Source organism: Amycolatopsis sp. NPDC028719 (genome assembly GCF_055565395.1).
Genome location: NZ_JBVHUL010000001.1, coordinates 1253177 through 1267082 on the forward strand (window position 1 = coordinate 1253177; position 13906 = coordinate 1267082).

Annotated in this window: 11 protein-coding genes and 1 pseudogene; 1 reads left to right on the top strand and 11 read right to left on the bottom strand. The window is 70.1% G+C overall.

Going from position 1 to position 13906, the window contains the following annotated elements:
• Positions 1–119: 119 nt before the first annotated feature.
• From ACZ4TR_RS06255 to ACZ4TR_RS06275, 5 genes and pseudogenes are all read right to left on the bottom strand, one after another.
• Positions 120–947, bottom strand: a pseudogene (locus tag ACZ4TR_RS06255) (5-oxoprolinase subunit C family protein); the annotation flags it as partial.
• Positions 944–1555, bottom strand: a complete 612-nt coding sequence (locus tag ACZ4TR_RS06260; protein ID WP_465285998.1) for a 5-oxoprolinase subunit B family protein — start codon at positions 1553–1555, stop codon at positions 944–946. The gene ACZ4TR_RS06260 and the pseudogene ACZ4TR_RS06255, both read right to left, overlap by 4 nt.
• Positions 1552–2304, bottom strand: a complete 753-nt coding sequence (locus tag ACZ4TR_RS06265) for a LamB/YcsF family protein (RefSeq protein ID WP_465285999.1) — start codon at positions 2302–2304, stop codon at positions 1552–1554. The genes ACZ4TR_RS06260 and ACZ4TR_RS06265 overlap by 4 nt, the downstream gene beginning before the upstream one ends.
• 1 nt (position 2305) lies before the next feature.
• On the bottom strand, positions 2306–3100 hold the full coding sequence (locus tag ACZ4TR_RS06270; protein ID WP_465286000.1) for a putative hydro-lyase: 795 nt from the start codon (positions 3098–3100) through the stop codon (positions 2306–2308).
• Positions 3101–3110: 10 nt separating this feature from the next.
• A complete protein-coding gene (locus ACZ4TR_RS06275; RefSeq protein WP_465286001.1) occupies positions 3111–4355 on the bottom strand; it encodes an MFS transporter in 1245 nt (414 codons plus the stop codon).
• A 114-nt stretch (positions 4356–4469) separates the two neighbouring features.
• On the opposite strand from ACZ4TR_RS06275, the gene ACZ4TR_RS06280 reads away from it, so the two are divergent.
• Positions 4470–5192 carry a GntR family transcriptional regulator gene (locus tag ACZ4TR_RS06280; protein WP_364525326.1) on the top strand — a complete coding sequence of 241 codons (723 nt, stop codon included), beginning with the start codon at positions 4470–4472 and terminating at the stop codon, positions 5190–5192.
• Here the strand turns inward: ACZ4TR_RS06280 and ACZ4TR_RS06285 are convergent, their stop codons facing one another.
• The 6 genes from ACZ4TR_RS06285 to ACZ4TR_RS06310 form a co-directional block, all read right to left on the bottom strand.
• Positions 5193–5852 (bottom strand): DNA alkylation repair protein, encoded by a 660-nt coding sequence (locus tag ACZ4TR_RS06285; RefSeq protein ID WP_465286002.1) that lies wholly within the window; start codon positions 5850–5852, stop codon positions 5193–5195.
• A gap of 249 nt (positions 5853–6101) precedes the next feature.
• Positions 6102–7469 carry a ricin-type beta-trefoil lectin domain protein gene (locus ACZ4TR_RS06290; protein ID WP_465286003.1) on the bottom strand — a complete coding sequence of 456 codons (1368 nt, stop codon included), beginning with the start codon at positions 7467–7469 and terminating at the stop codon, positions 6102–6104.
• A complete protein-coding gene (locus ACZ4TR_RS06295; protein ID WP_465286004.1) occupies positions 7466–9325 on the bottom strand; it encodes a ricin-type beta-trefoil lectin domain protein in 1860 nt (619 codons plus the stop codon). Before ACZ4TR_RS06295 ends, ACZ4TR_RS06290 begins: the two co-directional genes overlap by 4 nt.
• Entirely contained in the window at positions 9322–10389 is a 1068-nt protein-coding gene (locus ACZ4TR_RS06300; RefSeq protein ID WP_465286005.1) for an RICIN domain-containing protein, read from the bottom strand. Before ACZ4TR_RS06300 ends, ACZ4TR_RS06295 begins: the two co-directional genes overlap by 4 nt.
• A gap of 77 nt (positions 10390–10466) precedes the next feature.
• Positions 10467–11708, bottom strand: a complete 1242-nt coding sequence (locus ACZ4TR_RS06305; RefSeq protein WP_465286006.1) for a family 16 glycosylhydrolase — start codon at positions 11706–11708, stop codon at positions 10467–10469.
• A 906-nt stretch (positions 11709–12614) separates the two neighbouring features.
• Positions 12615–13850 (bottom strand): ROK family transcriptional regulator, encoded by a 1236-nt coding sequence (locus ACZ4TR_RS06310; protein ID WP_465286007.1) that lies wholly within the window; start codon positions 13848–13850, stop codon positions 12615–12617.
• Between the last annotated feature and the right edge of the window lie 56 nt (positions 13851–13906).

Genomic DNA, 13906 nt, shown 5'->3' on the forward strand with positions numbered 1-13906 from the left:
GGCACACCCCCCCTCCCCCTCACCCCCACTGGAGACCCCACCCCCCCTTCTCGGTTTCCTTTCCTCCCTCCTTGTTGGGGGTCGTCGGTTGCCCCCCCCCCCCCCCCCCCCCCCCCCGACGCGGGGCGGAAGCTCACTGCCTGACCCGGCCGCAGCTGGGCCGCCACATCGAGGTCGTCCTCCTCGACGACCGCGATCACCGGGTAGCCGCCGGTCGTCGGGGAGTCCGCGTGGAACAGGATCGGCCGGCCCGAGGGCGGCACCTGCACCGACCCGGGCACGCACGCCTCGGACGGCAGCTCGTCGTGGCGGAGCCGCTCGAGGGCGGGTCCGGTCAGCCGGATGCCGACGCGGTCCGAGTCCGGCGAGACCGTGTACACAGTGGACAGCAGCTGGTCCGGCGAAGCGAACCAGTCGCGACGCGGTCCCGGCGTGACGCGCAGGACCGGTGCCGCCGGCAAGGCCGCGCGCGGGGCCAGGTCGGCCGCCGGGAAAGCGCCGGGGGTGCCCACCGGCAGCAGCATTCCGGCCGCGAGCGGCGGCGGCCCCAGCTTGCCGAGCGTGTCGGTGGACCTCGAGCCGAGCACCGGGGCCACGTCGATCCCGCCGCGCACCGCCACGTAACAGCGCAAACCGGCGGAAGCCGTGCCCAGCACGAGTTCGTCTCCGGGCCACAACGTCATCGGCGCGTTCATGCCACCCGGCGACACCGGGCACAGCGCGCCGGTCACCGCCACCGTCGTGACGGCCGACGCGCGCAGCACCAGCCCGCCGAGCGTCACTTCCAGGACCGCGGCGCCGGGAGGATTGCCGACGAGCCGGTTGGCCAGCCGGTACGACCCGCGATCCGCGGCGCCGGACCGGCCGACGCCGAGCGCCGCGTGCCCGGGCCGGCCGAGGTCCTGCACCGTCGTCGCGAACCCCGGCCGCACGACTTCGAGCTTCACCTCGTCACCGCCTCGAACCGCACTCGCGTGCCCGGTGGCAGGAGGTTCGGCGGATCGCGGTCGACGTCCCACACCGGCACGTCCGTCCGGCCGAGCAGCCGCCAGCCGCCGGGCGACGCGCTCGGGTACACCGCGCTGTACTCCCCGGCGATCGCCACCGAACCCGCCGGGATGCGCGTCCGGGGCGTCGACCGGCGCGAGACGTGCAGCGCCGGGTCCAGACCGGACAGGTACGCGAACCCCGGTGCGAAACCGCAGAACGCCGAGACGTAGGAACCCTCGCTGTGCCGGGAGATCACCTCGGAGACGCTCAAGCCCGCCTCGGCGGCGACGTCGGCCAGGTCCTCGCCGTCGTACCGCACCGGGATCACCACCTCGGCCGAAGGGGACACCGCAGTGTCCACAGGGGACACCTCACGCAACAGCGCGCCCAGTCGGTCGGCGTCCGTCACCGCCGGGTCGAAGCGGACGAGCAGTGTCCGCGCCGCCGGGACCAGCTCCTCGACCCCCGGCAGGTCCGACGACGTCACGGCCGCCTGGAAGCCGAGCACGTCGTCCAGCTCCACCAGCACCGCGCGCCGCCCGCACGGCAGCAGCCGGACGGTCATCCGGTGAACGCGGCGAGCGTGACGTCCGCGGCGGCCAGGCCGTCGCGGATCCGGCGGGCCAGCTCCACCGCGCCCGGCGTGTCCCCGTGCACGCACAGGGAATCCGGGCGCAGGTCGAGCCGGTCGCCGTCCGCCGTCACGACACCGCCGCCGGTCGCCATGCCGACCGCCCGCTCGGCCACCGCGGCCGCGTCGTGCAGGACCGCGCCCGCCTTCTTGCGCGACACGAGCTTGCCCTCGGGGGTGTACGCCCGGTCGGCGAACGCCTCCGCGTACGCCACCACGCCCGCTTTTTCCGCCTGCCGCTGCATTTCCGAGTCCGGCAGGCAGAGCAGCGCGAGCGCGGGGTCGTACCGGCGCAGGCCCTCGACGATCGCCGCGGCCTGCTCGACGTCCACCGCCGCGGTGTTGTACAGCGCGCCGTGCGGCTTCACGTACGTCACGCGGCTGCCCGCCGCGCGGGCGAACGCGTCCAGCGCGCCGATCTGGTAGAGCACCTCGTCCGCCAGGTCGTCCGGCGCGATGTCGAGCGCGCGCCGGCCGAACCCGGCCAGGTCGTGGTAGCCGACGTGCGCCCCGATCGCGACGCCGCGTCCGGCCGCCAGCTCGCAGACCCGCCGCATCACCGACGGGTCGCCGGCGTGGAAGCCGCACGCGACGTTCGCGCTGGTCACGATGTCGAGCATGGCCTCGTCGTCGCCCATCTTCCAGGCGCCGAAGCCCTCGCCGAGATCGCTGTTCAGGTCCATTTCAGTCCACCCGGTATTCGCTGTCGTGTCGGTCGGTGATGAACATGTACCCGGGCGCGTGGGTGATCGCGAACGGGGGCCGCGACGCCATCAGCGCCGCCTGCGGGGTGACCCCGCAGGCCCAGAACACCGGGACGTCACCCGGCTCCGCGTCGACGGGATCCCCGAAGTCCGGCCGCGCGAGGTCCTCGATCCCGAGCGCCCGCGGATCGCCGACGTGCACGGGCGCGCCGTGCACGGCCGGCATCGCGCGGGTGATCCGGATGGCGTCGTCGACGCGGTCTTCCGGGATCTGCCGCATCGACACGACCATCGGCCCGAAGAGCCGTCCGGCGGGTTCGCACTGCCGGTTCGTCACGTACATCGCGACGTTGCGGCCCTGGTCGACGTGCCGCAGCGGGACGCCCTCGGCGGCGAGCGCCGTCTCGAACGTGAAGCTGCAGCCGATCGAGAAGGCGACCATGTCGCTGCGCCACAGGCCGGTCGCGTCGGACACCTCGCCGGCCAGCACGCCGTTCTGCCAGATCCGGTAACGCGGTAGGTCGGTGCGCAGGTCCGCGCCCTCGGCGAGCCGGGTGGCCGGGTCACCGGGGTCGGTGACGTCGAGCACCGGGCACGGCTGCGGGTTGCGGGTGCAGAACAGCAGGACGTCGTAGGCCCAGTCCTCGGGCACGGCGATCAGGTTGGTCTGGGTGAAGCCGTCGGCCCAGCCCGTGGTGGGGCGGGCGGTGCCGCGGCGGAACACTTCGCGCGCTTGCGCGGGAGTGAACGTGGCCGGTTCGTCAAAGGTCGTCATGAGAAGCCCCTCAGTCGACGAGTTCGATACCCCGGGTTTCCGGCAGCCCGAGCAGGGCCAGCACGGCGATGCCGTACCCCAGCGCGCCGAACACGATCGCGCCGCCCGCGCCCAGGAAGCCCACGACGGTCGGGAAGATGGCGCCGACCGCGCGGCCGAAGTTGTACGTGAAGCCCTGTCCCGTCCCGCGCAGCGACGTCGGGTACAGCTCGGCCAGGTACGCGCCGAAGCCGCTGAAGATCGCGGACATCGAGAAGCCGAGCGGGAAGCCCAGCACGAGTACGAGCCCGTTGGCGCCCTTGGGGATCTGCGTGTACGCGACGATCAGCCCGGCCGACAGGATCGCGAACGTCAGGAAGGTTTTCTTGCGCCCCATCAGGTCCGTGAGGTAGCCGCCGCAGACGTAGCCGACGAAGGCACCGGTGATGAGGAACGCGAGGTACCCACCGGTGCCGATCACGGTCAGCTCGCGCGTCTTCTTCAGGTAGGACGGCAGCCACGTCGAGATCGTGTAGTACCCGCCCTGGACGCCGGTGGCGAGCAGCGCGGCGAAGAACGTCGTGCGCAGCAGGTCGGGCTTGAAGATCTTGAGGAGCGTGCCCTTCGGGCGTTCGGCCTTCAGGCGTTCCTCGGCGCGCGGCGCGTCCTTGACGCTTTTGCGGACCCACAGCACCAGCAGCGCGGGGATGACACCGGTCCAGAACATGATGCGCCAGGCCACGTCGTCGCTCGCGACGCTGAACACCACGGTGTAGACGATCACCGAGAGGCCCCAGCCGACCGCCCACGCGCTCTGCACGAACGCCACGGTCCGGCCGCGGTAGCGGGCCGAGGAGTACTCCGCGACCAGCGCGGCGCCGGCCGCCCACTCGCCGCCGAAGCCCAGGCCCTGCAGGGCGCGGAAGACCAGCAGCGTCTCGAAGTTCGGCGCGAACCCGCAGAGCACGGTGAAGATCGTGTACATCGCGATGGTGATCTGGAGGGTGCGGACGCGGCCGATCCGGTCGGCCAGCATGCCGGCGCCGACGCCGCCGATCGCCGACACGACCAGCGTCGTCGTGCCGAGCAGGCCGGCTTCACCGCTCGAAATGCCGAAGTACGCGGTGATCGCGGCCAGGCCGAGCGGCAGGGTCTGGTAGTCGAACGAGTCCAGGCCGTAGCCGCCGAACGCGCCCACGAAGGCCCGCCGCCCGCGTTTGCCGAGCGTGCGGAACCAGTCGAACGGCCGGGCTTCGGTAGCAGTAGTCGCAGTCATGGGTACCTCCTGGCCAGTGTCTCATCGTGGCGTGCCTCACACAGTAGGGATTGTTGAACAATTCCACAAGACGGCAATTGGATCGTCCTCGATGTGACGGGTACCATCGACGAGGTGGTCATCGAAGACAGTGACGTCCCGGGCCTGGAGGCCGACCGCGGCCTGGTCAGCCGCAAGAGCACGGCCGAGCGGGTGGCCGGCGTCCTGCGCAAGCGCATCGCCGAGGGCTTCTTCCTTCCCGGCGGCCGGCTGTCGGAGCAGGACATCGGCAACGCGCTCGGCGTCTCCCGCAACACGCTGCGCGAGGCGTTCCGGCTGCTCACGCACGAACGGCTGCTGGCCCACGAGCTCAACCGCGGGGTCTTCGTCCGCATCCCGAGCATCGAGGACGTCGTCGACATCTACCGCGTCCGCAAGATCATCGAGTGCGCGGCGGTCCGCGGGGTGACGGCGAAGCCCGCCACGTTCGCGCGGATCAAGGAGAAGGTCGACATCGGCGACGAGGCCGCGCGCACCGGCAACTGGAAGGACCTCGGCACCGCGAACGTGTGGTTCCACCAGGAACTGGCCGCGCTGTCCGGCAGCGAGCGCGTCAACGAGCTGGTCGGCAGGCTGACCGCCGAGCTGCGGCTGGTCTTCCACATCATGGCCGAGCCGCGCCGCTTCCACGAGCGCTACCTGCCGCGCAACCACGAGATCCTGGACCGCATCGAGGCCGGCGACGGGCCGGGCGCGGAGCAGCTGCTGATGAAGTACCTCGAGGACGCCGAGGAACAGCTGGTCGAGGCGTACGCCGACCGCGCCGACGCGGCCCGGGCGGCCGTCGCGGCCGACTGACTACTTCTTGCGGCGCACGACCTCGGTGATCCAGACCGGCGCGAACGGCGACGTGCAGCCCGGCGGCGTCGGGTAGTCCTTGAGCACCTCGAGGCGTTCGCCGATTTCGATGGCGCGGGCGCGGTGTTCGACGGATTCGATCCCGATTTGCGCCAGGCAGTGGTTCATCGCCCACTGGAGGCGGTCCGGCGCGTCCTTCATCTCCTTCTCGATGACGTCGAGCAGGTCGTCGAGGCCCTCGGGCTGCTTCGCGACGCGTTCGGTAGTCAACGCCCAGCCGGCGCTCGCGACCACCGGGTCCGGGTCGGCGAACCAGCTTCGCCGTAGTTCGTCGGCGTGCGGGCTCTTCTTCACGACGTAGTTGACGAGCCAGTCGTGCACCTTGGGGGTGCGCGCGCTCCGCAGCATCGCGTCCAGCTCGTCGCGCTCGAACGCCTTCGGGCGGCAGATCAGCGTCGCGAGGAGCCTCGCCGCCGTCTTGTCGGTGGCCCACAGTTCGCGGGCGAGGTCCTGCTGCGTCTTCAGCCGCTTCGCGACCGCGCGCAGCTTGGTCAGGTTCACGCCGTGGTCGTCGCCGTGTTTCTCGTTCACGGCGCGGACCTTGGGATCTTCGAGCGCGGCCAGCTCGGCCAGGAGGTCGTCCACCGTCGATTCGGACACGGCGGCCAGTCTAGGGTGCCCGATCGGGCATCTTCGCCATCCGGAGGCACCAAAACCGGTTCCGGGTCGATAACCTCTGAGCGGTTTCGCCGCCGGAGACCCCCAGCGGCCGGCGGAACCACACCGCTGCCGGGCCGGGGCCTCCCCCAGTGTCACGGTCCGGCAGCCCAAGCCCGTAAAGCCGTGAATGTCGCATCGAGGGACTTAGAGTCCCTCAAGGCGACATTCACGGACTTGCGGGGGCCGGGGTCAGCCGGCGTAGCGGGCGAAGATCCTCGTGAAGTCCCACGCCTGCTGGGAAACACCCGAACACGTGTCGTCGTTCGGGTACGCGCCCGGGCAGGGGCGGTCGCGGTTGGCCGACCAGAACGTCAACCGGGCCAGGTGGTGCTGGTTCGCGTAGGCCAGGATGGCGCTGAAGTCGGCCAGGGTGACCGTCTCGCTGTTGTCGGTGATGCCGTTCATCGACGAGATGCCCATGTGCCGGTAGGCCGTGTCGTCGTCGTAGCCGTAAGCCGACTTGACGACGTTCTTGAGGCCCTCGGCCGCGCGCTGCGTGAGCGTGCCCATGTTCTGGCCGGCGCCGCCGAAGTCGAACGGCATGATGACCCAGCCGTCGACCGTCAGACCCGACTGCGCCGCCCGGTTGACCAGGCTGTTGTCCGGCCCCGACTGCCCGGTGCCGAAGGTGACGTACAGCTTGATCCCCGGGTTGTTCGCCCGAACCGTCTTCAGCGCGTCGACCGTGCGCTGCTGCACCGTCGGGTTGCTGTATGCGTCGGCCTCGATGTCGATGTCGATCGCCTTGAGGCCGTAGGCGTTGATCACCTTCTGGTAGCCCGCGGCCAGCTCACCCGCGCTGCCGCACGACGACTCCAGCTTGTTGCCGGAGTAACCGCCGAACGACGGGATGACGTCGCCGCCGCCCGCGCGCACCGCGTTGATCGTGTTCTGGTCGACGCCGCCGGTCAGCGCGCGCCCGCCGTCCCACATCGGGTTGCAGTAGCCGTTGGACAGGACGAACGCCAGCGTGAACCACTTGACGCCGGTGGCGTTCTGGATCGTCTGCGGGCTCGGCGGGTTGCCCCAGCCGTTGTAGAGGTACGGCGCGACGGCCATCACGCCCGGGCCGGTCGGCGGCGGGGTCGTGCCGCCGGAGGGAAGCGTCCACTGCTGGTTGGCCGTGCTCGCGCACGTCCAGATCTGCAGCCGCGTCCCGTTCGCGCTGGAGTTGCCGGTGGCGTCGAGGCACTTGCCCGACCCGGTGTTGACCAGGTTCTTGGCCGCGTTGGCCGTCCACTTCTGGGCGGTGGAGCCGTTGCAGTCCCAGAGCTGGATCGTCGTGCCGTTCGCCGTGCCCGCGCTGGTCACGTCGAGGCACTTGCCCAGCGCCTGCAGGGATCCGTCGGAGCCGACCGTCCACTGTTGAGCGTTCGAGCCGTTGCAGTCGTACAGCTGGATCGCCGTCCCGTTGGCGCTGCCGGCCGCGTTGACGTCGACGCACTTCCCGGCGATGCCGGTGATCGGCCCGGTCGCCGCCTGCGCGGCGCCGGGGAGGAGGACCACGGCGGACGCCGCGATCAGGCCGCCCACCGCCGCCAATACTCGGTTCCTCATGCGGGCACACTCCACTTCTGGTTGGCCGCGCCGGTGCACGTCCAGATCTGCAGCCGGGTGCCGTTCGCACTCGAATTGCCAGTCGCGTCCAGGCACTTGTTCGACGCCGCCCCGACGATGTCCCGGGCCGCCGTCGCCGCCCACCTCTGGTTCGCCGTCCCGCCGCAGTCCCACAGCTGCAGCTGGGCACCGTCCGCTGTGGACTGTCCGGTCACGTCGAGGCACTTGCCCAGCGCGCGGATCGTGCCGTCGGTGCCGACCGTCCACTGCTGCGCACCCGAGCCGTTGCAGTCGTAGAGCTGCACGGCCGCGCCGTTCGCGCTGCTGCCGTTCGCGACGTCCAGGCACTTGCCGCCGAGCCCGGTGATCGGGCCGGTCTTGCCGGTGCTGCCCCCGCTGCCCTGGTTGCCGGCCCAGGTGAACGTCGCCGACGTGTGGCCGGGCAGGGTGTAGGTGAACGAGGAGTTGCCCCAGTTGACCCGCACGCTCTGGTTGCCGGTGCTGGTGTTGTACGCGATGAGCGCCTTCGAGCCGTCCGGGTTCTTCCAGGCGACGTTGCGCACGGTCGAGTTGTCGTTCGAGTCGATCCGGTACGCGCCCGGCTTCACGAACTTCGTCAGGTGACCCATCGTGTAGTACTCGACCGTGTAGTCGACCTGGCCGTTGCGGCCGTCGCCATTGTGGACGGTCACCAGGCCGGTGCACGTGTCACAGCCACCGTTGTGCGGGTTGTGCGCCTGGTCCATCGCCAGGCTCCACTTGGTGACCGTGCGGCTCCAGTTGCGCGTGTAGTCGACGATGTTCGTCATGTCCTCGGCCTGCTGGTTCGACACCCAGGTGCCGCCCGAGTGCTCGGTCGAGTACGCGTTCACGCTCGGGTACTGGTTGTGCACGGTCGTCTGCTGCGAGACGTCGCCGCCGTAGCCGTGCCACGCCATGCCACCGAAGTTCGGGTGGCTGCGGATCGCGGCATCGTCCATTGTGGGCGCGGCGAAGGACTGGTACTGGTCCCAGTTCCAGTCGAGCGCGAGGACCTTGGTGGACAGGCCGGCGTTCTGCAGTGCGGGCAGGAGGTTGGTCTTGGTGAAGTACGCCAGCCCCGCGCCGTTCCAGTTGGTCGACGGGTAGCTCGCGCAGCACGTCGGCTCGTTCTGGACCGACAGGTAGTTGATCGGCACGCCGGCGGCCTGGTAGGCCTGGACGTACTTGACGAAGTACTGCGCGTAGGCCGGGTAGAACTGCGACTCGACCCAGCCGAGCAGGTAGCTGTCGTTGTCCTTCATCCACGGCGGCGCGCTCCACGGCGACGCCATGACCTTGATCTGCGGGTTGAGCTGCAGCGCCTGCTTGGTCAGCGGCAGGACGTCGGTCTGGTCGTGCGCGATGGAGAACTTCGTCAGGTTCGGGTCGGTCTGCCCGGCGGGCACGTCGTCGAACGTGTAGCTGTAACGCGCGATGTCCGACGCGCCGATCGGGTTGCGGAGGAAGCTGATGCCGATGCCCGCGTTGGGGTCGAACAGCTTCTGCATGACCTGGTTGCGGGTGGTGGCGCTGAGCAGGTTGCTCGAGTTGAGCAGCCACGCGGCGGAGTCGGTGAACGACGCGCCCGCGCCCTCGAACTGCTGGTAGGTCGTGTTTTCGTTGACGTTGATGGTCTGGCCGCCGGTCCCGGTGCCCGCGGTGAAGCTGATCGGCGTCTGCTGCTGCAGGCCGCGGGTGACGTTGACGCCCTTGGCGTCGTCGGTGGTGGTGAGCCAGACGTTGACGGTCTCGCCCGCGGCCTGCGCGGGCACGGCGAAGGTGGCGGCGGCGAGCGCGGTCACCCCGAGCAGGGAGAGCAGAGAGCGTTTTCTCATGGCAGGGTCCACTTCTGGTTCGCACCGGTCCCGCAGGTCCAGATCTGGAGCCGGGTGCCGTTCGCACTCGAGTTGCCGGTCGCGTCGAGGCACTTGCCGGAGCCGGCGTTCACGAGGTTCCGCGAGCCGTTGGCCGACCACTTCTGCGCGTTCGACCCATTGCAGTCCCAAAGCTGGGTCGGGGTGCCGTTCGCGGTGCCGGCGCTGGTGACGTCGAGGCACTTGCCGAGCGCGCGGACCGTGCCGTCGGTGCCGACCGTCCACTTCTGAGCGTTCGAGCCGTTGCAGTCGTACAGCTGGACCGCGGTGCCGTTGGCGTTGCTCGCCGCGTTGACGTCGACGCACTTGCCACCGATGCCGGTGATCTGCCCCGGGTTCCCGGCGGGCGGCGTGGTGGTGCCGCCGGCGAACTGCGTGGCGACCTGCTCACCGAGGCTGGTGGCGGTGGCGTGGTTCTCGATCGGGTCGACGTGCGTGTTCGGGAACACGATGTACGTCACCGGGCCCTCGGTGCCGCCGTTCGACGGATCCGGGTTGATGCCGAGGTTCACGGCGGTGGCGTAGGACGCCTCACCGATGATGCTCGTCGGGCCGGTGTCGCCGACCACGGCGTAGGTGACCTGGTTGTTGTAGACCACCGCCACGACGGAACCGCCGTCGATGCCGTAGTTGCGGTAGTCCCAAGTGGACGTCGGCTGCGGCAGCACGATGTAGGGCAGCTGCGCCGCGTTCAGGGGCTGGTCGGTCGAGGTGTGGAACGCCGTGTCCGGGTAGAAGCAGCAGTCGGTCTGCTCGTTGCACTGCGACGTGCGGACGCCGTCGCAGTCGATGTCCATGTCGGCGGTGAAGAACACCGCGCCGTTGGCCTGGCAGACGGGCACGGTCGCCGCGCCGCCTTCGTCGAAGGAGTACTTGCCGTTCGAGATCTGCTGGCAGGACGTCGTCTTCGCGAGCAGCTGGCTCGCGGACGGCCCGGCCTCGACGGCGGCTTGAGCGGAGCCGGTGGTGAGGAAGGAAAGCGCTAACAGGGCACACCCCATTAGCGCGACGAGGAAACGTCGCACTGTGATTCTCCTTGTGGGGGAAGGAAATAGTGCCGGGCAGGCGGGCCGGGCGGGGCCCGCCTACCCGAGGTGGTGGATCAGGGAGTGGTCCACTTCTGGTTGGCGCCGCCGCCGCAGGTCCAGATCTGCAGGCGGGTGCCGTTCGCGGAGCTGTTGCCGGTGGCGTCGAGGCACTTGTTCGCGTTGGGGTTCACGATGTCCTTCGCCCCGGTCACGACCCATTGCTGGGCGCCGGTTCCGTTGCAGTCGTAGAGCTGCACCGGTGTCCCGTCGGCGGTTCCGGCGGCGTTGACGTCCATGCACTTGCCCAGCGCGCGGATCGTGCCGTCGGTGCCGATGGTCCAGTTCTGCGCGGCGTTGCCGTTGCAGTCGGTGATCTGGGTCGGCGTGCCGTTGGCGGAGTTCGCGCCCGCGACGTCGACGCACTTGCCGCCGATGCCGGTGATCCGCCCGGTGCGCCCGCTCGGGGTGCCGCCGCCGGTGTCGTTGGTGACGTGGACGTAGTCGACGACCAGCTGCTGCGGGAACTGCGTGCTGCTGTTGGGGTCGCCCGGCCAGTACCCGCCGACGGCGAGGTTCATGATGAGGAAGAAGCCGTGGTCGTAGACCCAGCGGTTGCCGTTCAGGTCGGACGGCGTGCGGGTCTGGTAGAGGTTCCCGTCGACGTACCACTTGATCTGGTTGGGCGCCCAGTCGATGGCGTAGGTGTGGAAGTCGTCGGAGAAGTTGGGGCCGCTGTAACCCGCGCCGATGCCGCCGGAGCCGGAATAGCCGGGGCCGTGGATGGTGCCGTGCACGGTGTTGGGCTCGAACCCGACGTTCTCCATGATGTCGATTTCGCCGTCGGTGGGCCAGTTGCCGCCGCCGAGCATCCAGAACGCCGGCCACATGCCCTGCCCGCGCGGGAGTTTCATGCGCGTCTCGAAGTGGCCGTAGGCCTGGCTGAACTTGCCGGCGGTGTTCAGCCGCGCGGAGGTGTACTCGCAGCGGCCGTACCAGCAGTTGTAGTTGCCGGGGTTTTCCTTCTTGGCGGTGATGACGAGGTGGCCCTGGCCGTCGAGCTGGGCGTTGTTGGTGCCCGACGTGTAGTACTGCCGCTCGTGGTTGTTGACGTTGTCGCCGGTTTCGAGCTGCCACTTCGACCCGTCGACGGCGGCGCCGGCGGGGCCGTTGAAGTCGTCGGTGAAGGTGGCCGCGGCTTCGGCGGCGGGTGCGCTCAGCGCTTGCTGACCGACGAACAGCAGGGAGGCGGCAGCGAAGAGGGCTGCTGCTCTTCGCAACTTGCGCGTCTTGCGGGTTTTGCGGAACGAGGTGGACATCGTTGTCGCCTCTCTCACCAGGGGGACCGGCGTTCCGCGCGCAGCACGAAACGCGGGAGGGGAGGTGGCCTCGCATGCCGGGGCGGCGGCAGGCGCGACCGGGCTTCACGGCCCGGGGCGGGGGATGGGCCGCGAGGTGGTTCAGACCTTTGTTGCGCTTGGCAACAAAGTATGCATGGTCCAGACAAGCCGGGCAACCGTCGGACGGTCATTTTTTTTCAACCCGAATTAAGGGTGGGTGGGGGACGAGGCTGGGGCGTTGGGCGGGTTCCCGATCAGTGGGGCATGGGCCTTGTCCACAGGGTTGGCGGGTTGTGGACAGGTCGGGTGCCGGTGCGGGATCGGGCCGGGTTTGTCGGGTGGGGTCGATACGCTGGAGCGGGGATGGACCCCCGGGGAGGGTGGGCTCTGCGCGGGGCGGCCAGTTGGGGACGAATGAGCTGCCGGCAGCCCGATGCTGGTGCGGCGGGCCTTCTGGCAGCCCGATGCTGGCGCGGCGAGCCTTCCGGCACCCTCGATGCTGGTGTGGCCAGCCTTCCGGCACTCCGATGCTCGCGCGGCCAGCCTTTCGGCGCCTCGATGCGCGCGCGGCCAGCCTTCCGGCGCTCCGATGCTCGCGCGGCCAGCCTTTCGGCGCCTCGATGCTGGCGCGGCGAACCTTCCGGCACCCCGAAGCCCTCATTGTGACTACGGCCGGCAACACCGCGTCAAGGCGGGAAAGATGCCTTGACCCGGCGCTGCCGGCCGTGTTCTGGCTTCGGATCGGGGTGCGCGGGGGTCTGGGTCCTCGTCGGTGCCTGTTCTCGAGGTCGCTTGCCTGTCGCCTGTGGCCGTGTGGTGAAAGCTGTCGCGTCGGCCGGGCTCGTGCGAACAGCTTGATCGGTCTGCGGTGCGCTGTGAACCGGCTCAGGCCGCGTCGGAGTCCGGGGCTCCCGGCTTCACGATCCTCGATGTCGCTCCCTGGTCCAGCAGGTCCGCCACCGGTAGCGTTGCCGCCCCCGTGGCCACCGCGTCCAGGCCCAGGGATCCCAGCTGGATCGATGTCTGGCTGAACGGGTGCCGCAGTGCGTGCTCGCCCGCCGCCTCGCGGATTCGGGGCAGCAGGAGCTCGCCCAACGCCAACCCGGCCCACCCGCCGATCACTATGCGCTCCGGGTTGAACAGGTTGATCAGGTTCGCGATCCCCGCGCCGAGGTAACCGGCCGTTTCGTCGAGGACCCGCGCCGCCGTCTTGGACTTCGGCGCCGCCTCCAGCAGGGCCGCGAACTGGGCCTGCTCGTCCTCGCCCGGGACCTCCTTGCCGCGCACCCGCCGGTACCGGGCCAGCACTCCGCCCGCGCCGATGTACGCCTCCAGGCACCCGCGGGCGCCGCAGCGGCAGTCGTTGCCGCCGTACGCGATCGTCGTGTGGCCCCACTCGCCCGCGCTGCTCGTCGACCCGCGGTACGTCGTCCCGTCCGTCACCACCGCCGCGCCCACGCCCGAGCCGATCAGCGCGATCACCGCGTGGCGCGCGCCGCGGCCGGCGCCGAACCACATCTCCGCCTGACCCTGCGTCTTCGCGCCGTTGTCCACGAACAACGGCAGCCCCACGCCGGCCTCCCGCAGGAGCGAAACCAGCGGTACCGCGTCCCAGCCGACCGTCGGCGCGTGCACCAGCACCCGCGACCCCTGCTCGACCGTGCCCGGCACGCCGATGCCGACGCCCAGCACCGCCGAGTCGTCGATGCCCGCGCTCGCGAACACCTCCCGCAGCCCGGACGTCACCTGCTCGACCGCCGTCGCCGGGTCCGGGGCCTTCGGCAGCGGGTGCTCGACCGTCGCGAGGCGGTTCATCGCCAGGTCGAACAGCTCGACCTTGACGCCGGTCTCGCCGATGTCGACGCCCACGACGTGCCCGTACGCCGGGTCGACCCGCAGCAGCACGCGTGGCCGGCCGCCGTCCGACTCGACCTGGCCCGCTTCGGTGATGAGCCGTTCTTCGCCCAGTTCGGCGGTCACGTTGCTGACCGTGGCCGCGCTCAATCCGGTGAGCTGGCTGAGTTCGTGCCGCGACAGCGGGCCGTCGAAGTACAGTTTCGACAGCAGGAGGGAACGGTTGTGCCTCCGCAGGTCACGGACGGTGGTGCGCTTGCTCGCCATGGGCAACCCATCTGAACTCTTACCGGCTCACCGACAGAATGCCTGATCACCGTAAG

Bases quoted from the DNA above. Each gene is read 5' to 3' on its own strand.
- ACZ4TR_RS06275 (WP_465286001.1), bottom strand. From the start codon at position 4,355: ATGACTGCGACTACTGCTACCGAAGCCCGGCCGTTCGACTGGTTCCGC.
- ACZ4TR_RS06265 (WP_465285999.1), bottom strand. From the start codon at position 2,304: ATGGACCTGAACAGCGATCTCGGCGAGGGCTTCGGCGCCTGGAAGATG.
- ACZ4TR_RS06305 (WP_465286006.1), bottom strand. From the start codon at position 11,708: ATGTCCACCTCGTTCCGCAAAACCCGCAAGACGCGCAAGTTGCGAAGA.
- ACZ4TR_RS06260 (WP_465285998.1), bottom strand. From the start codon at position 1,555: ATGACCGTCCGGCTGCTGCCGTGCGGGCGGCGCGCGGTGCTGGTGGAG.
- ACZ4TR_RS06310 (WP_465286007.1), bottom strand. From the start codon at position 13,850: ATGGCGAGCAAGCGCACCACCGTCCGTGACCTGCGGAGGCACAACCGT.
- ACZ4TR_RS06290 (WP_465286003.1), bottom strand. From the start codon at position 7,469: ATGAGGAACCGAGTATTGGCGGCGGTGGGCGGCCTGATCGCGGCGTCC.
- ACZ4TR_RS06295 (WP_465286004.1), bottom strand. From the start codon at position 9,325: ATGAGAAAACGCTCTCTGCTCTCCCTGCTCGGGGTGACCGCGCTCGCC.
- ACZ4TR_RS06270 (WP_465286000.1), bottom strand. From the start codon at position 3,100: ATGACGACCTTTGACGAACCGGCCACGTTCACTCCCGCGCAAGCGCGC.